The 19,519-nt window shown below is 61.5% G+C and carries 12 protein-coding genes; 4 read left to right on the forward strand and 8 right to left on the reverse strand.

Translation table 11 applies throughout. From position 1 onward, the window contains the following. Nucleotides 1–7: 7 nt before the first annotated feature. The 3 genes from HY962_06820 to HY962_06830 form a co-directional block, all read right to left on the reverse strand. Nucleotides 8–763: a DUF72 domain-containing protein gene (locus HY962_06820; GenBank protein MBI5646628.1), complete on the reverse strand. Its 756-nt coding sequence runs from the start codon at nt 761–763 to the stop codon at nt 8–10. A 92-nt stretch (nt 764–855) separates the two neighbouring features. After that, nucleotides 856–1,653 (reverse strand): hypothetical protein, encoded by a 798-nt coding sequence (locus HY962_06825; GenBank protein ID MBI5646629.1) that lies wholly within the window; start codon nt 1,651–1,653, stop codon nt 856–858. 25 nt (nt 1,654–1,678) lie between these two features. Further along, the gene (locus HY962_06830) at nt 1,679–2,353 is read right to left on the reverse strand and encodes a PspA/IM30 family protein (GenBank protein MBI5646630.1); all 675 of its coding nucleotides are present in this window, start codon (nt 2,351–2,353) and stop codon (nt 1,679–1,681) included. Nucleotides 2,354–2,598: 245 nt separating this feature from the next. Here HY962_06830 and HY962_06835 point away from each other — a divergent pair, with 245 nt between their 5' ends. Next, a complete protein-coding gene (locus HY962_06835) occupies nt 2,599–4,314 on the forward strand; it encodes an AMP-binding protein (protein ID MBI5646631.1) in 1,716 nt (571 codons plus the stop codon). A gap of 219 nt (nt 4,315–4,533) precedes the next feature. On the opposite strand, the gene HY962_06840 is transcribed toward HY962_06835, so the two are convergent. Beyond that, nucleotides 4,534–10,398: a T9SS type A sorting domain-containing protein gene (locus tag HY962_06840; GenBank protein MBI5646632.1), complete on the reverse strand. Its 5,865-nt coding sequence runs from the start codon at nt 10,396–10,398 to the stop codon at nt 4,534–4,536. Between the two features lie 260 nt (nt 10,399–10,658). Next, nucleotides 10,659–11,909, reverse strand: coding sequence for a hypothetical protein (locus HY962_06845; GenBank protein ID MBI5646633.1), 1,251 nt, complete (start codon nt 11,907–11,909; stop codon nt 10,659–10,661). Nucleotides 11,910–12,136: 227 nt separating this feature from the next. Between HY962_06845 and HY962_06850 the strand changes: the two genes are divergently transcribed. The 3 genes from HY962_06850 (at nt 12,137) to HY962_06860 (ending at nt 15,202) form a co-directional block, all read left to right on the forward strand. Beyond that, nucleotides 12,137–13,294, forward strand: a complete 1,158-nt coding sequence (locus HY962_06850) for a hypothetical protein (GenBank protein ID MBI5646634.1) — start codon at nt 12,137–12,139, stop codon at nt 13,292–13,294. A gap of 173 nt (nt 13,295–13,467) precedes the next feature. Beyond that, nucleotides 13,468–14,058, forward strand: a complete 591-nt coding sequence (locus tag HY962_06855) for a hypothetical protein (GenBank protein MBI5646635.1) — start codon at nt 13,468–13,470, stop codon at nt 14,056–14,058. A gap of 19 nt (nt 14,059–14,077) precedes the next feature. Then, nucleotides 14,078–15,202 carry a hypothetical protein gene (locus tag HY962_06860; protein ID MBI5646636.1) on the forward strand — a complete coding sequence of 375 codons (1,125 nt, stop codon included), beginning with the start codon at nt 14,078–14,080 and terminating at the stop codon, nt 15,200–15,202. A 10-nt stretch (nt 15,203–15,212) separates the two neighbouring features. On the opposite strand, the gene HY962_06865 is transcribed toward HY962_06860, so the two are convergent. The 3 genes from HY962_06865 to HY962_06875 form a co-directional block, all read right to left on the reverse strand. Further along, the gene (locus HY962_06865) at nt 15,213–15,851 is read right to left on the reverse strand and encodes a hemerythrin domain-containing protein (protein MBI5646637.1); all 639 of its coding nucleotides are present in this window, start codon (nt 15,849–15,851) and stop codon (nt 15,213–15,215) included. 278 nt (nt 15,852–16,129) lie between these two features. Continuing rightward, a complete protein-coding gene (locus tag HY962_06870; GenBank protein ID MBI5646638.1) occupies nt 16,130–16,999 on the reverse strand; it encodes a DUF4249 family protein in 870 nt (289 codons plus the stop codon). An 8-nt stretch (nt 17,000–17,007) separates the two neighbouring features. Then, on the reverse strand, nt 17,008–19,479 hold the full coding sequence (locus HY962_06875; protein MBI5646639.1) for a TonB-dependent receptor: 2,472 nt from the start codon (nt 19,477–19,479) through the stop codon (nt 17,008–17,010). Between the last annotated feature and the right edge of the window lie 40 nt (nt 19,480–19,519).

Here is a 19,519-nt window from a genome sequence, read left to right on the forward strand (position 1 = left end):
CGCGGAGTTATCCGAGTCCGAGCAAGGCGCGGAAACGCGCGAGCGTGGCGGGCGAGTGCCCCTCGTAGTGATTGTTGAAGTACCCGTAGATGAACAGCCCCTCGGTGCTGAGGCGGTCGACGATGTTTTTCCAACGCAGCAGCGCCTCGGTCCTCTCGAAGCGGATGTGCGAAAAATCGTCCTCGATTTTTTTCCTGTCGCCGAGCCAGCGGATGTAGGTGAAGTCGGCCGTGGCCTTGTCCATCACCGGCATCCACGGATGATCGATCAGGGCGAGTGCGACGCCGCGCGCGCGCAACATTTCGGTGAAGCGGTCGCCGAGCCAGCTCTTGTGCCGGACTTCGACCGCAATGCGGCAATCGTCTGGAAGCCGCGCGAGGAAGGCATCGAGTTCGTCGTGCGCATCGACGCGGAAGCCGTAGGGGAATTGCAGCAGCAGGGGACCGAGTTTGGGCCCGAGCAAGCGCAGGCGTTCGATAAAGGCGCGCGCCTCGTCGACATGATCCTGCAGCCGCGTCTCGTGCGTAATTGACTGCGGGAATTTTGCGGCGAAGACAAAATCGTCAGGCGTCTCGGCGCGCCATTTCTCGACGGTGCTTTCGCGCGGTATGCCGTAGAAGGTGGAATCGATCTCCACTGTCGGAAAACGCTCCGCGTACACACGCAGGAATTTTGCCGCGGTGCATCCATCGGGATACACCGATCCGATCCAGTCCTTATAACTCCAACCCGAGGTGCCGAGACGGATATGTGTGTCGTCCATACCGTGTTGCTCCTTTCCCTACGGACCGACGGGCCGCACACGCGAGAAGGCGCCGGTTGGAACCGACGCCTTCCCGATGTACATGCGGCTGATTATTTCCCGGACTTCTTCTTCGCCGCGCCCTTTTTTGCCGCGGCTTTTTTGACGGGCTGTTTTTTCGGCGCCGCCTTTTTCGGGGCGGCCTTTTTTGTCGCGGCCTTTTTCGGCGCCGCCTTCTTTGCGGCTGCCTTCTTCGGCGCGGCTTTCTTGGCAGCCGCCTTTTTCGGGGCGGCCTTCTTGGCAGCCGCTTTTTTCGGGGCGGCCTTTTTCGCCGCGGCCTTTTTCGGCGCGGCCTTTTTCGGCGCGGCTTTCTTGGCTGCTTTGCCCGCGCTCTTGGCCTTTGCCGCGGTTTTCTTAGCCTTTGCCTTTCCCGTCTTTTTTGCAGGGATCACAATGGCGTCTTCGAGCATCTGCGCGTCGGCGTCCACCACGCGCATGCCGCCGTACCCGGCGCGGATGAGGTCGTCGGTTTCGTCGGCAACAAAAGCCACCGCCTGAATCGTGCGCTTCAGCTCGTTCATGTCGAGGTTGGCGCCCGCGATGCCGTGGCTGAAGGTGATGGTATCGTCGAAGCTCACGCCAAAGGCGCCGATGGGATTCACGGAATTCATGCGCATGAGATAGTACAGCAGGTCATGTTCGATGCGCGCGCCCTTCACGACGTACGCTATCGCATGCACGATGCAGTCCGTTTTGAACAGCGGCTTGATGGTGACCGTGACAGCGGCTGAGCCGCGCTTGATGATGTACGCGTCGTCCACTTCGAGGACCTCATTCGCGTATGAGGCACCGTAGATGGCCTTGAGCAGGGATCCAACTTTCTGGTGAGTGATGGTGAGAATATCGGACATGAGAGTCGCTCCTGAGGAATGATCGTTATTGGGGATCCTGTTGCATGGAGGCCTTGAGCTGAGCCAGCTCGTCGTCGACCGTGCTGGACGCCTCAAGTTTCTTGAATTCGTCGTCGAGCGAGGTCGACTCGCCCGCGAGTTCCGAGAATGCCTCGGCCTCGGATTCCTCTTTCAGGACTTTCTGCTCGTATTTCTCGAAGTTTGCGAAGGCGCCGTCGCCGATGCCCGATAGACTCTGCGCGATGGTCTTCTTCGCCTTGGCCGCCTGATGCCGCGCGATGAGCGTGCCCTGACGGACGCGCGCCTCGTCGAGTTTGCTCTTGAGCTGCTCGAGCTGGCCGCGCAGGGCGAGCGAGGTTTTTTTCGATTCCGCAAGCACGGGCTCGAGGTCGCCCGCCGCCTTTGCGAACATGTTCTTTTTCTCGAGGGCCTGACGCGCAAGATCGTCGCGACCCGCGTTGACGGCCTTCAAGGCGCGTTCCTGCCACTCGTCGGCCTGCTTCTTTTTATCCGCATACTGGCGTTCGATCTGCTTCTCGTTTGCGATAGCGGATCCGACGGCGGTGGTCGCCTTGTTTACCGCTTCCTCCATCTCGATGACCATCTGCTTGATCATCTTCTCCGGATCTTCGGCCTTGTCGAGCAAATCGTTGATGTTGGCCTTGAAGATGTCCGTGACCCGGGCAAAAATTCCCGCCATGCGAAACCTCCGGTGTTGTCGTATAAAGTGAATGGGTGAATCGTCGTGAATATAGGAATCCGTGCGACGAAGGGCAACGATGCCGGGACGCGGGCCCGCCCCATAGGGACGCGCGTCCCGCGCGTCCCTATGGGGGGGGGGGCATCGTGGCGTGTTTGCGCAGGCCGCGCCGGAGGCGCGTCCGCTTTGATATCGCATGGAATAACGATAACATTGTCAGATACAGACTATAATCGAGGTCCGTCATGCCGAGATATCGTAAAACGGATGCGCTGTACGCGGTGACCACGTTCACGAGTTTTGCGGAGATGTTGGACCGCAACGCGGCGGCGTATCCGCATTTGCCCGCGCTTGCCGATCTGACGCCGACCCCTGTGCCGAAGCTCACGCATGCGGAGCTGCGCAGCGCAGTCCTGGCCTTCAGCGCCGCGCTGCGCGCGCTCGATGTGAGGGAGGGTGAACACATCGCCGTGCTGTCGGAGAACCGTGTGCAATGGTGTGTCGCGTATCTGTCGGCTATCACCATGAATTGTGTGGTGGTGCCGATCGACCGCAATCTCCGGGAGAACGAGGTTGTATCCATCCTGCACGCGTCCGGCTCGAGCGCAGCAGTGTTTTCGGAGGCCTACCGCGACATGTTCGAGGGCTTCCGCACCACACTGCCGGAACTGTCGCTGCTGGTGGACATGGATCTGCCCGCAAAACGCGGCGCGGTGGAATCGATGCCCGCGCTGCTCGCGGCGCATACAACGGATGCGGGCGCGGTGTTTCCTCCCGCTCGTCCCGACGCGCTTGCCGTGCTCGTCTATACGTCCGGATCGATGGGCAGCGCCAAGGGTGTGATGCTCTCGCAGGCCAACATCTGTGCGAATCTTGTGGCAATGCGCAGCATGATCGAGATTCCGCCTTCCGACCGCTTTCTCTCCGTGCTGCCGATACACCACACGTACGAGTGCACCTGCGGTTTCCTGTGTCCGATCTCCTCGGGCGCTTCCACCACCTTTGCGCGCTCGCTCAAGACCGTGGCCGACGATATTCGGACCGTCCGCCCGACGGTGCTGCTGGGAGTACCCCTGCTGTATGAAAAGATGTACCGGCGCATCGTGCAGGGCATAGCCGAGAAAAAACTCGCGGCGCTGTTAGTGCGTCCACTCAGCGCTGTTGCGGGCATGCTCGAATCGCTCGGCGCGGGCCCGCTGCGTAAAAAGATTTTCCACGAGATCCACGAGCGTTTCGGCGGCGCCATACGCATGTTCATCGTGGGCGGCGCCGCTCCCGATCCCGCCGTGGCGGCCGGATTCCGTTCCTTCGGTTTCACTTTCGTGCAGGGATACGGTCTCACAGAAACCTCGCCCATCGTGGCGCTAAACCGTCTCGGCAATACCCGCGACGATGCAGCGGGCCTGCCGCTTCCGAATCTGGAAGTGCGCATTGAAGCGCCCGACGACGACGGCCGCGGGGAAATCCTTGTGCGCGGACCCTCGGTCATGATGGGCTACTACAAAAACGACGAGGCCACACGCGCCGCCATCGACAGCGAGGGCTGGTTCCGCACGGGTGACTTCGGTTCGATCGATGCCGACGGCTTCCTGCACATCAACGGTCGCAAGAAGAATGTCATCATCGCCAAGAACGGCAAGAACGTGTTTCCCGAAGAACTCGAGGAACAGGTGAACCGCATGCCCTCCGTGCTCGAATCGTTTGTGTATGCCGACACCTCGAAAGGCGACGAACACATCGCCGTGCGTATTGTGCCCAACGCGGAACACTTCATCGAACTCGCGCATAAAACAGGGGGCGAAGTCACGCGCGCCATCATCGAGGAAACGATCAACAACGAAATCCGCGCCCTTAACAAGCGGCTGCCGGTCTATAAACAGATCCGCCGCGTCACAATTCAGGATACGGAATTCGAGAAGACGACCACGCAGAAAATTAAGCGGTATCTCGTAGGGAGATAGGAGATAGGAGATAGGAGCTAGGATCTAGTAGATGGTAGATAGTAGATAGTAGATAGTAGATCAGTCTACTCTGTCCGTGTGAGGAGACAGGATGCAGGAGGCCATCAAGCCAAGGTCTGTCTCCTGTCTCCTCACTCTCGTAGAGCAGATCGCGCACCTACCATCTACTGATCTACCAACTACTATCTACTAGATCCTAGCTCCTAGCTCCTCTATTCTTTACTTGACAACAACCATCGGTCGGACGACGGCGGCGTCGCCGGCGCTGAGACGCAGATAGTACGTGCCGGCGGGGAGTCCGCTGGTGTTGAACTGCACCGACTGCAGGCCGCGCTGGCGCAACCCCTGATCGAGGATGGCCCGCTGCTCACCGAGGTGATTATAGAGTTCGAGAATCACATCGCCCGCGGTGCCCAGCATGTAGTTCACCGTGGTGATGCCGGTGGCGGGATTCGGGAAGCTGCTCAGAAGATCGAAGCCTTCCGGCAGCGACCCCTGCTCGCCGCGTATCGACAGCACCTGTGTGGTGATGCGCACGGTGTCGGTTGCCAGCGCGTTGCCCTGACCGTCGTAGGTGGTCCAACGGATGGTCGGTGCGCCACTCTTGGCGGAGTCACGCGCAACTACGAGGTTGAAGAAGGGCGAAACGGCTCCCGGTGCGATACGCTCGGCGAATTCGAACAGGGCTTCGGTCTGCCCCTGCTCGTATTCGGAAAGACGCGCGTAGCCGCTTTCGAGTGTTGTGCCGTCCCAATACTTGCCCGATGCACCCACGATGCGGTCGTCGCGGTCCACCACCTGCACCGACACCCATTTCACCGCGGTGTTCTGGCCGGTGTTCTGCAGACGCAGACGGTTCGCGTATACGCGCTTCTGTATCGGCAACGCGACAACGGTGCCGCCGCCGGTGGGAGGTGTGGCGGACCATGGCCCGTACGTATACGTACAACTGTCGCCGTCCGCATGGTGTATCACCAGTGTGATTGCACCGGTCCAGCCAAGCGTGTAATCAACGCCGAGATTAAACTTCACCGTCGTGTTGGCGCTGATGAGGCCCGCGAGCGGGATGCGTGTGTAGGGCACGGACCACGGTGTGCCGATGCCGTCGATCACGAGGCCGCCGCCCTGCAGGAACGCGGGCGGTGGTGTCGGCTTGATGTCGATCCACACGATCGGCGAGACGGGTACCTTGACGTTGTACACCGTGAACGTGCGGCCCGAGAGGTCGAGCCCGACAAATACGAAGGGCTTCACCGTGACGGAGTCGCAGCGCGTCAGCGGCGTACGGTCGCATTCGAAGCGTGTAATTAGGACACACGAGTCCTTATCTCCGTGATGAACAACAAGCTGCAGGCCGACGAGTCCTGACGGCAGCAGCGGCGTCACGGAAATGTTGAAGCCGAGATTGCCGACACACGCGGGCGAGAAGAGCAGCACGCCCGAGGTGCTGCCCGGCGCGGGGGCCGCGACGGGTGTGCAGGGCGTGGTGGTCATCGAGTTGAGTGTCGCGCCGACAAGCGACCAACTGATGCTGGTGATCGGCGAGGCGACGTTGTTGGCGATGGTGAAATTGTACTGGCAGCACGCCGTGTCGAGCGAGGCGCCGATGAGCGAATCGCAGTGCTCGACAGGCACCACGATGATGGTGTCTTTCAGGCAGTTGCCGAAGTTGAGATTCGAGACGGTCTGCCCGGGCACCACCGACACGGTGTATGTGCCGGGAGACGTGGGGAAGCTCTGATACCACGGATAGACGGTGGCTTCCGACACGGTGTAACTGCCGGGCGCGGGGACGGTGAGCGTCCACTGGCCCGCATTGTTGGTCGTTGCGGTCTGGCCGTTGCTGAGGTTGATCGTCCAGTTCGGCAGTGTCGGTTCCGTTGCCGGATCCCACTTGCCGTCGCAGTTCACGTCGTGGAACTTGACACCCTGCAGCGTGGCGGTGCCGAGCTCGTCGGGGCAGCAGATGTAGATCTGCAACTCCACGAAGTCGACGGCGGTGTTGTTCTGCACGAAGATGTTGAAGGTGCCCGACGCGATCGCCGCAAGCACGCTTGTTGCACCGTTGGTACCCATGGGCAGATTGCCGAGATCAAGCACGATGGTCTCGGTTTGATTCGGCGCCCAGAAGCCGTTGGACGACACGCCCGTGATCGGGAGATACCAGGCGAGATTCGGCCCGGCCACAATGCCGATGCCGTCGTTCGCGGCGCCGGTGCCGATGGCCTTGAGACGGATGCGCAGGCGCGCGCCCATCACGAAGCAGCCCTGCTGCGCGTAGCCGGTGAAGGTCTGCCCGAAGAACCACCCCATGGGCTCCTGATTCCAGCGGTCGAAGCCGATGGTCGGGAGATTGTAGTTGGTGCTGTTCCACGCGGTGAGAGCGGGTCCGATCACGGATGCTTCGGGTCCGACAAAATTGTCGGTGGTGCCGAGCGAGAGATTGATTGTATCTGTCGGTGTGGTACACGGTATGGTGGTGTTGCCGAAGTCGTGGTCGGATGTGTCGACCGGCGGCACGACGATGGTGTGTGCACCGCTCGCAGGAGAGGTCTGCGCCCAACCGACACGCTGCTCCTCCACGATGTGATAGGTGCCCGGCGCGATGCCGTCGAAACGGTAGCGGCCGCGCGCGTCGGTGCGTGTGATCAGCGGACGTCCGCCGCCGACGGGGATGAGTGTGATGGGCCAGTCGGCGAGGCCGGGTTCGCTCGCGTCCTGCACACCGTTGCCGTTCTTGTCCTCGAACTTCACACCGCCCGTGTTGCCGGTGTTGGTGTTCGGCGTGCAATCGATGCGCGCGGTGTCGCGGCAGATCACCGCGCCCTGTGCGTCGAGCCATTCGACAAAGAGGAGCTGCACCGGCGGCGTCACCATGTTGAAGCAGAACATCGCGGTGTCGATGCCGTTGCCCGCGGAAGGCGGCACGAGTGTAACGGACGGTGTCGGATACACGCCGCCCTGCGGGGTCGCGATCCAACCGGCCGGTGGCACGGTGGAGGTAATCGTGTTCGCCGGCTGAATGGTGAAGCGTATCGAACTCACCGCGGTGGTGCGGGTGAAGCGCACGTTCCAGCAGCAGTCCTTCTGTCCCTGTATGGGCAGGGCCTGCGCGCGGTATTCCTTGCAGTTCTGCGGCGTCTGTTCACGGAAGTACACTCCCATGTCCCAGGTTGTGTCGATCGCGTTTGCGGCGAGGGTCACAGGCACGGTCCAGCCGTAGGTCGGACCAAACACCGGATTCGCGTCGCTGTCGAGCTGCGGATTGCCGCCCTGATTCAACAGACTGACAACAAAGCCGGGAGGCGGGAAGAAGCGCGCATAATACGTGCCCGGCTGCAGATTCGTGAACTGATAGTAGCCGGGTTGGCTGCTCATGTTGTTGGCGGTCATCACGAAGGGAATCGTGACGTTGGAATTGTTGACGGCCAGATAATCGTCGAAGGTGCCCGCGGTGACGTCGGGTCCGACGTTCCACAGTTCCACCATCACGCCGTTGAGGCCTGGTTCACCCGCTTCCTGGATGCCGTTCTGATTCAGATCGTTCCAGACGTAGTCGCCGTATATCGCGGGATTGGGCTGTTTGATCTCGATGCAGACCTGCTGCGGTTCGGCCGGTCCAATCACCGCATTGTTGTCGGCGCGTTTTGCGACGTAGCCGAACGAGTTGCAGGCCACTGTGCCGATAGGCGCGCCGATGGGCGCGGTCATAGGCCAGGTAAGCGTGAAGGTCTGCAGCGGCGCGAGTGTCAATATGCCGAAGTCGAACTTCAGCGAGCGCACCTGCGTGACGTTGTAACCGCCGCCGATGAGCCCGGCATAGGTGTACCACACGGGCGCGACGCAGCCGCCCGGACCCGCCAGCGTCAGATCGGTGCGGCAGGGATTCGTCTGCAGCGAGTAATACACGGTGACACCCGGGGGCGCGGCAACGGGACCGATGAGATTCGGTGCCCACTGGCTGTTGCGCGCGGTGCTCCAGTTCACCACACCCACGTCGCCGATGTACGGCAGGATGTCCACAACGAGGATGTCCTTCATCGTGACATTGCCCGTGTTGGTGATGGTGAGCTGATAATCGACGGCGCCGCCTGACACGGTGTTGCCCGTGGCCGCGTAGGCCGTGTCGAGCGCGCCCTTCACGAGTTTCTTGGATTCGAGCGTGGGCACGCTGTTGACCACGATACACGCCTGATTCGAGTTCAGCGTCGGATGATTCGATCCGCCGAATGTGAACGTGTTGCAGTAATTACCCGGGGCTGTGCCCTGCGCGATCACGGCGTTGAATTCGATGAGATAGATGTACGTCGGTCCCGTGCACGAATTGGCGGGCATCGGCGAACTGAAATTCCACGTCACTGTTGAGGGTGTGGTCGAGATCGAGGGTCCGAGTGTGGACGGATTCGGTGCGCCGTTGAGACTCGAGTATGTCACACCTCCCGCGTAGCTGAAGCCGGGCGGCAGATTGTCCACAACCACGGGATTGTTGAGCGGCGCGGTGCCCTGATTGTACAGGTACATGATGTACCGCACGGTGTCGCCGGGGAAGTACGGCCCGGTGCTGATGACGCTCTTGTATGTGCTGAGCGACGGAGCGGCCGATGCGACGGTGAACGTCTTGCAGCTCGTGATGGGTGTGAGCGGATTGCCGCCGAACTGCGAGGTAAGTGTCGCGCAGTTGGTGATGGTGTCGCCCACAAGCACCGGCGCGCTGGTCACGAGGTCGTTGGGCTGCAGCGTGAAGTTGATGGTGGGCGGCGCGTTTGTCGAGAAGCCCACCGGCACTGTGCCGTAATCCCACTGCAACTGCGTGATGAACTGCACGGGTGGCAGACTGATCGGCGCACTGTACACGTTGATCGACGTGTTTGTGGTGTATGTGCCGACCGTGGTCCAGGCCGCGTTGACGTTGGTCCGGTAGCGCACAGTGACGGATCCGCCGCTGAAGTTGTTATACGAGCCGGTCGTGAAGCTGGTAACCTTCACTTCGGTCGGCAATATGTCGGTGACCTTCATGCTGTCAACCGGCGCGTTGCCCGTATTCGACGGATACAGGTAGTAATATCCGTTACAGCCGGGGATACGATTCGGCATGGGCGACCACCACGGACCCTTGAGGAACTGCACACCCGGAGCCGCGGTGACAAGTGTCACACACGCCGTGTCGGGCAGCGATATCGGGGACGCGCCGACAGGAGTGCCGTGCAGCGTCGCGCGGTTGCAGACGGTTTGATTCTGCGTGAAGGGCGGCGAGGGGTACTGCACCGTGAGATAGAAGTCGTAGTAGGCGGGCTGATACCATGGACTCACAGCGATGGTGGGGATGCTCCATGTGACAACACCGGCGAGATGCGAGCCGCCGCCCGTGGCGCTGACAAACACCGCCCCCGGAATCAGCGTATCCTTGATGGAGGCGGCGTTCAGGTTCAGTCCGCCGATGTTGTTGCCGGCGGGATTAATGACACGCAGGCGGTAGATCACGCTGCCGTTCAACGCGTTGCCGATAAAGTGTTCCTTCACAAACGTGAAGCGGTGCACCGCCCGTGCAACAACACACACCAGATTGCTCACCGTGGCGGTGGCGTTGGATGCGGTCATGCGGGCCTTGTTGCACACGGTCAGATTGTTGGGTGTCGTGCCCGAGGGGAACATCACGTTGATCTGCACGGAACCGGATGAGCCCGCGGGGAGCGGACTGATCATGGTGAGCGTGACAACGCCGGTCGAGGTGTTCACATTGCTGCTCGCCACCTGCGCGTTGCCTATGACGGCCGCGCTGGTCCAGTCGAGTCCGGTCGGCAGCGAATCCACGATCACGGCGTTCAGCGCGTCCTGATTCGTGGACGACACGGTGTAGCTGATCGTGTACGTGAACATCACGCCCGACTGTACGGTGTCGACACTCGACGACTTCGTGAGCGAGAGTGTCGGAGCCAGGAGTTTGGGCGGATCACCCGGTACGCGGCTCGCCGCGGCGGCACCTCGGCCGGACGGGAAAGCCAGTGCGCCTGCGACAGACGCGAGGAAAAGGACGGCGAACAACAGTGCCGCTCCAATATTCGGAAAACGTGACGGTGATCTCATGATGTTACTCCTGACGGATTCTGAACGAACGAGCTCTTTCGAACGAAAGAACAATCCAAAACGAAACACGTCCCCGAAAATGGGAGCACCCGCTCCGATTCGGGGTTCTCCCACCGCTTCCGCGCTTTCACGTGCGGTTGCCGGCGAGGGAGGTAATGTGCTTCAGGCTGGACGGGAGAAATATAGAGAATAAATATCCCAAATCAAGGTAAATCGGCGAATTTCCGATCCGCCCGCCTGTTATGGTTTGGAGATGTGTTTCAGAGATTGATGCCGAGCGAGAGTCCGACACTGTACGAGGTCAGTCCGAGATCGAACGGCGCGACGACCGCGTATATGCTGCGCTCGTAGTCCATCACCTTTTGTTCGGGAATGCGGACGGATCCGGCCGTAAGCATGTCGACATGCAGACCCAGTGACGTGCCGCGGTCGAGCGCGTATTCGATGCCGCAGAACACCGTGCCTCCGGCCTGCGACTTCTGCAGCAGTTCCTCCTTGCCGGTCCGCAGATCATACCCGTTCACGTCGACGCGCAGTGAGGCGAGTCCGACCCCCGCGCCCACATGCACGGAGATGCGATCACTCGGGCGGTACACGGTGTACTGTCCCGCCAGCATGACGAGTTCGAGCGTGCACTGGTTCGTGAGTGTCTGCACCACCGGCTGCGGGGGATTGCCCGGTCGCGTGTACGCGAGCGATTCGGTGAACCGCTGCACCCCGTCCCCCGCGTAGCCGATTCCCACTTCCACATCGTTGCTCACCGAATAACCGACACGCAGCGAGCGTCCGAGATTGATCGACGTCATGTCGAGCGTTTCATCCGAGTAATAATAATTCTGCTTCGGCGCGTCGAGCGCGATGCCGTATTTGGCGTGCTCGTTGTGCCAGTCGTCCTTGGCGCCGCCGAAGACAAAGGCGGCGGCGCTGCGGATGTGCCAGCGCGGCCGCGAGGCGTCGAGAAGGCGGCGCCACAGGCGTTCGTTTTCCGTACCGTCGAGCGCGATGGCCGGTCCGGGTTGCTGTTCTCGCTGGGCGAGCAGTCCGGCCGCCGCCGCCGCACCCGCTGCCAGCAGCACCGAGATGGGGGAGAGCGACGGAAACACCGCCTGGTTATCGTAGTTCGTCGCCGTGCCCACGTAGTAGCCGGGTGTGCCCTTCGGCGAGAACGCCACCATCGACACCATGAACAACGTGCCCGCAAAAGCCGTGCGGAATGCGCTGCCATGGGGAATCTCGCGGATCAGGGCCACATCCTTCGCGGCGAGCCGCATGTCGCGCAATGTGCCCGAGATCAGAATCTCCCCGTCGCGCCAGCGGATGGAGGACGCGTCCGCCGACACGATGGTCCCGTTGCGCAAGGTCAGCAGCCATTCCGAAAACATGTCGGACGGCAGGCTGGTGGAATACAGGGTGCCCGGCCCGCCGGGCCGTAGTGTGTCGGCGCTCTGCGCGCGGAGCAGACCCGACGCTGCGACGCACAATACCATCACAAACAGAATACGATGTTTCATGGGAGACTCCTTCGACTACAGGGGAGTTGGCCGGGCTGCGGCGCTGCGCGCAAACTACGCAGCGCGACGTCCGCCCGCAATGCCGTTTCATGGTATGATGAGTAAAAGACTTTGCCTTTCCTTTTGCTTCTTTTTACCGTACAATTGCAAAACGACCGTACGCGTACTCCACTCTTCCATCCCGCAGAACACGGACGCGGGATGTGTATGTCCTGAAGGAACCTGCCATGATATCGCGCCGTTTCGTGCTCTTCGCCTTCACGTTCGCCCTCCTTGCCGTGGGCTGGCGTGCACCGATGTCGGCTCCCGCCGTGCGTGTGGATTTCGGCAAGATCTATCTGACTCCCACCCACCTGTATGTCGGCGAGATGTATCAGGGCATCAACATTTACGATGTGCGCGACCCGGCCGCGATACGCAGCGTGGGGTATGTGCCGCTGGAAGGCAACCTCGACGTCGTCGGCACGGGCACGGTGATGTATGCGGACAATTACGAGGACCTGCTCGTGTTCGACTGCACGGATCCCGCCGCACCCGTGGTAATCGATTCGCTGCAGAAGGTGTTCACCGGCCACACAAAGCCGCAGCCGATCGTGTACGGTGTCAACGAGAACACCTACGGCGGCAGCAGCGGCTGCTCGGGTTCGGATGGATGCGGCACCGCGCCGCCGCAGTACGATATGACCGACGGCGGACGCAACACGGGCGGCAGCGGCGGAGCGTCGGGACAGTCGGGATCGATGTCGCGATTTGCGATCGTGGATCACTACCTCTACTGCATCGACGTGGCGAATCTCGTGGTGTTCGACATCATACAGCCGCGCGCGCCGAAACTTGTGGGCAAGGTCTCCATCGGCTTCGGCATCGAGACGTTGTTCCCCTACGAGAACTACCTCTTCATCGGCAGCCAGACGGGCATGTTCATTTTCGACGCCCGCGATGTGCGGCTTCCGATCAAGGTGTCGGAATTCCGCCACGCCCGGGCCTGCGATCCCGTCGTTGTGGAAAGTGAGCGCGCCTATGTGACGCTGCGCAACGGCACCCGCTGCGGTGAATCCGAAAACGAACTGCACATCGTGGACATTGCAGACGTGAAGAGTCCGATGCTCCTCGCGAGCCATGGACTCGACGGACCACAGGGACTCTCCGTGCGCAACAGCATGGTGATCGTGTGTGACGCCAACGACGTCAAGATACTCGACGTCCGCAACGAGAAGTCGCCCGTCCCCGTGTCGAGTATTCCCGTCGCAAACGGCTACGATGTTATCTGGTCGGGCGATCTCCTCGTGATTGTTGCGCCGAACGGCTTGTATCTGTACGATGTCGCTGATCCGGCGCAGCCGCGACAGTTGGCGATGGTGAGTAATGTGCGGAAGGCGGCGTGACGGCTGATGGTGAAGGTGGAAGGTGGAAGGTGGAATGTGGAAAGTAGAAGGTGGAAGGTGGAAGGTAGAAAGTGGAAGGTGGAAGGTAGAAAGTGGAAGGTGGAAGGTGGAAGGTGGAAAGTGGAAGGTGGAAGGTGGAAGACGCAAATTCAATTTCTATAGACGGAGGAACAGTGAAGCACAAACTCCTTTTTCCGGTGATTGTTTTCGCAACAGCGTTGCTGTCGTTTACGGCGGCGGCGCAGCATCGGCATACAAGCGCGGGCAGCATCGCAGCGGGGTGGGACGGAACCTGCACCAGCGCGCCCGTGAGTCATGGAGACTATCCGTGGAATGGCGCATCGTGCGGCAGCGCGTCGTGTACACATAATGGGGCATGCACTTCTGGCAGGAACACGTGTGACGGTCGCATGGATTGTGCGGGAGGCCAGAGTTGCGGCAGCGGGCACGCGCATGTGAAGCAATCGAAATACGGCGCGTCGTGGTGCCAGACCTGCTCGCACGAGCATTGCCTGCCCGGTCACCTCTACGCCAAGAACTGCTCGATGATCGACGCTCTGCAGGCCACATACTGCGTGTCGACGAAATACCTCGTGTCGTTGCGTGAGCGCAACAACCAGTCCTACCGTCACGCCTGCGCAACGGGCGGACGCGGCTGTCCGACCTGCGCACCTCCGCGCGACTACGCGCGGCGCGGCACACTCGAAGCCATACACGGCGAGCTTGCGGGTTTGCAGGAGCGCTGCGATTTCGGCCGCGAGTAAGGCCGATACGGTCCGGCTCATGACATTTCGTCACAGGACCGCCGCGGCGGCCGCCGTGCTGCTGTTCGCCTGCTCCACCCTGCAGGCGCAGATCGACATCACGTCGCAGGCGCTGCCGCGTATCTCGCGGGGCATGACGAGTATGGACATCGCCATATTCGGCGTGCGGCTCGGAATGGCGTGGGACGACGCGCGCTTCATTCTCGACCGCGACCGCGTGCCGTATCTCTTCACGCATTCACTTCCGTTGCGTGTGTATCTGCCGCCGGAAAATCCGAGCTGGTATTTCGGACTCAATCCCTCGTCCTACGAGGTCGAGGAGATGGGCATCTGTGGCGACGAACATGTGCCGCGGCCCAACCGCCTGCTTGCCGACGGTCAGCGCTGGAAACTCACCACCGCGCGCGCGCAGTTCTTCGGCTACGAGGGCGACTTCATCCGCAACGAGGAAGGGGAGGGCATTCACTATCCCGACATCGGCTTCGCGCTGAAATGTATCGACGGCAGCGGCTTCCGCTTTGTCATGCTCAAACCCACGGGCTGGCATCCGCGACCGCCCTCGTTTCCACCGTTGACCGTATCGATACCGTTTTTTGTCACAGGATATTGGAAGCCCAACACCTCGGCGAATCTCGCCGAATTGCGCGCGGCCTATGCCTCAGGCGGCCTGCGCGCCGCGGGTATCATCAATCCCGGCGACGAGGATTACGAGGCGCTCGCGCTCGATGTGGACCGTGCCGTGGCCGGCCTCGCGCGCGCGATCGAATCGCGGCTGATGGTGCTTGCACCCTTTTTCAGCGAGGTGTCGGTGGTGCTCACCACGGTGTCGGGTTTTTCGGATCCGCGTCTCCCGCGCGGTGGACGCTATCTCGGACCGATGGTACGCACCGGCGCGTTCACGATTCCCGACAAGGCGCGTATCGACGGAGCGGCGGGCAATCTGCTGCTCTCGCGTCTGCGCGCGGTGTACACCACACGCGAATTGGAAAAGGCGCTCGCCTCGTCCGCGGTGTATCAGCGTTTCAAAAGTGCTGGACGCATCCGCTGGGTGCCGGAGGGGCATGGCACACGCGACGGCAATCGCGACAACGTCCGCCAGAGGCGGGCCGAGATCGTGATGCGTGTCGAATACCGCAAACCCTGAAGCGCCGCCGCTACCGTCTTGCGCCGAGTTCCGCGATCTCGGCATCGATCAGGGCGACCACCGCGGGGGGCGCGGCTTTCTGCACGCTGCGGTGCAGCAACTCTATCTCCTTGCTGTTCATCGCGCGCAGCATGAGGCGCAGCCAGATCTTGTAGCGCTCGGGCGTCTGTTTGGCCTGTATGCCGCTGCGGATGGCGAGGATCTGTTCGTCGCTGAGATATTTCCAGGTGGCGGGAAGCGCCGTGTCTTCCTCGCGGTTCATGTGATGCAGTTGTGATGCGACCAGCGTGTTGAAACTGCGCAGCAGTTCCGCGCCGGCAATGTGTTTATCCGCCGCGCCGGCGTTGCGCAGCGTCTCGATCGCGTCCTTCACTGAGTACGACACACTGGCGAGCTGTTCATGATCGATGCTCAGCATGCGCAACGTGCCCGGCTCCATCACCTGCACCGCGGGGAAAATGGACGTGTCTTCATGCACGCCGTGTTCGTCGAGCAGGTCGAGGCACAATAGCACACGCGCGATGATGGCGGTCTCTTCGTCGCTGCGCGAGAAGTCCGTCCGCTGCATGTCGGCCGCCAGCTCGTAGAGCATGAGGCGCAGTCCCTTGTGGATGTGTGTGAAGAGGTCGGGTCGTTGTATCTGGTGCATGATTCACCTGTTCGTGGCTGAAGGAAACGCGCGCGGCCACGTGAGCTGTTCCGCGCCGGCAGGCATACCGTCGACCGCATGTGTCAGGCGGACGTGTTTCCTGTATAAATGTGGAGTCGAGCGACAGTCCCGGATAAAGTATATCCGTTTTATGCTTTCTGCAAGAGTGTTCCGAAAAAAATGTCGTGCAAAAATACGGGACATCACGCACGCGCGCGGATACACGACGAGCCGTCCTACTGCCGCAGGAGCAGCCCCTGCGGGGGAATTCGGGCTGTCTATCGCTTCGCCACGACCAGTTGGCGCTGCACGCCGTTGAAGGCGGTGAACACACCAAGGCCGTTCACAATGTTGGTGGCGGGTTCGTTCAAATCACGCGAATTCTGCTCGCGCGAAAGATACAGGGCCGCGTATTCGGTGTTGATGCGGTACACCGTGACGGTGTGTCGCCCGTAATGGCTGAGATTCAAAATGCTGAGCGTGTACGCCGATCCCCCGATGGGAGGAGTGATGAAACGGCCGCGGGCTTGGCGCAGCGGATCGCTGCCCAGCACGATCGCCTCGGGATCGGTCTCGATATTGGCCGCGGTCACGTACCACAGCGCGCCCTCCGCCTGCGTCCATGTGACACGTGTGCGCGCGGAATCGGAACGCAGATATGTCATCGATGCCGACGCGGGTATCCATAGCGTGTCGGGAGCCAGCGTCACACCCGCGGGCGCGTCGGGCACAACCGTGCTCGACGTGATGTGCCGCGTGCCCCAGACGATGTCGAGATCAAAATGGTCGCCCGCAGCCACCACGGGATCCGCACCTGCGGACGCGTACATGCCGTTGCCCGTGGAAATCAGCGGATAGGATTGTCCGTTTTTTATCAGCGTCACACGCGCGTCGTCGACGGGCGGCGCGATGCTGTCGCTGCTGCCAAGCGGCAGCGTGGTGGAAAGTCGGATGTCGCGCACGTTCTCGCCGGCGTACAGATAGGCCTGCACGACAAGACTCGGCGATTCGGCGGCGACCGGCGACTCTTCATCGCAGGCCGACAAGGCCGCAAGCAGCAGCACCATGCCGAGTACGGGGAGGCGGCGCAGCGTGCTCTTCACAGTGTATGAGGCGGACCGGAACAAAACAGGATGGGACGTGTTCATGGCGGTCCTCAGAAATGCAGTGCAAGATTGACCGAGGGCGTGAAGCCGAGCAGCGCCACATCGGTGATCGTGATGGGGGTGGTCGTGAGATTGTATTCGCGGTACGAGATGTTTTTCCTGTTGTACACGTTGAACACACTCACGCCGAAATCCGCGCGCAGCAGCGCCAGTTCGAACGAGCGTGTCACGCTCAGGTCCAACTGATGATAGGCCGGAAGCCGCGACGCGTTTTTCCCACTCACATGAATGTAGCCGAGCTGCTGGCCGTTCAGCATCTCGAGAAAGTACTGGCTCTCGGGCACGGTGACGGCATTGCCGGAACTGTAGACCCAACTGGCGGAGAAGGTCCACCCCGACACATTCCATGTGAGCACCGACTTCACGTTGTGAAGATGGTCGTGCGAGGCGGGGAACGGAGTGCCGCCGTTCAGCGAGGGGAACGTGTGTTCGACACGCGCAAGTGTGTAGCCGATCCATCCGGACAGCGCGCCGCGTGTTTTCTGCGCGAGCACTTCGAGTCCGCGCGCCGTACCCGTGCCGAAGAAAAAGAAATTGGCGAAGTCGGCCTGCGCGCGGAAGCGGCGCGAGTACTCGGTCAGATTCTCGAGGTGTTTTTCATAGGCCTCGACGCTGAACGTGTATTCGTCGGCCGTGTACGCCACACCGAGGATGCGGTGTTCGGCGGCGCCGGGCGGTATGTCGGCATCGGCGGTGAGCCAGAATTCGCGGCTGCCCTCGAGCACGTTTTCGTTGGTGACACGGTTGACGAACTGGTGATACAGACCCCACGCGCCGCGCAGGGAGAAACCCCTGCCGAGCGCATACTGCAGCGACAGTCGCGGCTCGATGTACACGCGGTCCGTGCCCTCGTACCAGGTGCCGCGCAGGCCGATGGTGCTTTCAAGCGCGCCCAGTTTCCATGTGTCCTGCACATACAGCGCAAACATCCAGGATGATCCCCCGCGGCGCAGCAGATCGGCGCTGTCGGAGGCGCTCGCCACATAGTCCGCCGCGAAGCGGCTGCTGGTGAAGCCACCGTCGAGGCGGTGATCACCCTCCGTCTGCCACTTCACGTCGCCGCGCATGGTGAAGTCGCGCACGGAATTGTCCTCCTGTGTTGCGAGCAGCAGGCCGCGCCGCATGCCGGTGCTGTCGGACGGCGCAAAGAGCAGGTTCGTGTTTGTGCCGCGATTGTAGTTGCTCGTGAACTCCGAGGCCGCGATGCTCATGAGACTCGACACACGTTCCGACCACTGCCGGTTCCACATCCCGCTGAGTCCGGTGTTTGCCCAGCGTGTGTAATCGGTGATCGACAGACTCGCCTGGCCCTCGAGTTCGCGCACATTAAACACCGAGCCGGTGAACACCTGCGACTTGTCGAGATCGTCCTTCCCGCTGTAAAAACTCAGGCTCACCGCATCACGCGATGTGGGGCGCACGGTGAGTTTTGCGTTGATGTCGTAGAAGTAAAACGAGGGGATGAAACTGCCTGTCATTGCGGGACGACCGCTGCCCGGACCTCCGCCACCCGAAGGACGGACGCCGCTGCCGACGCGGCCGCCGGTCTCGTCGCCCGTCACAAAATTGTAGAGATCCTCGTAGAGCCCGCTACGGATGAAGTCGGTGAACGAGCGGCGTCCAGCCACTAGATAGGTCGCGTCTCCAAGAAAGGGCAGCGGTCCCTCGAGCACGGCGTTGGCGCTGAGCAGGTTGAGTCCGACACCCAGATTTGTGGCGGCGGAACTACCCGTTTTGCCGGTCATCGAGATGACACTCGACAGGCGTCCCCCGTATTCGGCGGTGTATCCTCCGGTGAAGGCCTGAATGTCCTTGATCGCGTCGGGATTAAATGCGCTGAAGAAACCGAAGAAGTGATCGACATGATACATGGTCATGCCGTCGAAGAGGATGAGGTTCTGATCCGGCGTGCCGCCGCGCACATGTAATTCCGAAGATCCGCTGCTCCCCGCGTTGATGCCCGGCAGAAGCTGCAGCGCGCGGAACACATCGGTCTGGCCGATGGCGGGAAGCACGCCCAGGGCGCGCGGAGACAGGGTCACGTGACTGAGTGTGGTCGCGGTCTCGAGCATCAGCGGCGATGCCGTGACGGTGACACCGCGCAGGGCGATCGACACGGGCAGCAGCGGAATTTCGAGCCGCGGCACGGCGTCGGTCATGTCGACGCGTACGTCGCGCGGTCCGTATCCGACGTACGTTGCAACCAGGGTACACGAATCACCCGTCACGCCGGGCAGGAAAAAATGTCCCTCGCTGTTGCTGCTCGTGCCCTGGTCGCGGCCCGCGACACGCACGTTTGCAAAGGGGAGGCGTTCACCGCTCTCGGCGTCGATCACAATGCCGCGTATATCGGTTGCGCGTTCCTGGGCGTGTGCGGGAATAAAAAGGACAAGGAGGAGAACGAGGCCGGCGCACGCGGCCGCGATGTGCCGGCGGACCGGTTGCAGCGGAGGTGAGATCATGTGGGGGGCTGGCGGGATGATGCGGTGAGAAACATGCCGG

This window comes from Ignavibacteriota bacterium (assembly GCA_016218045.1).
Lineage (GTDB): Bacteria > Bacteroidota > Ignavibacteria > SZUA-365 > SZUA-365 > JACRFB01.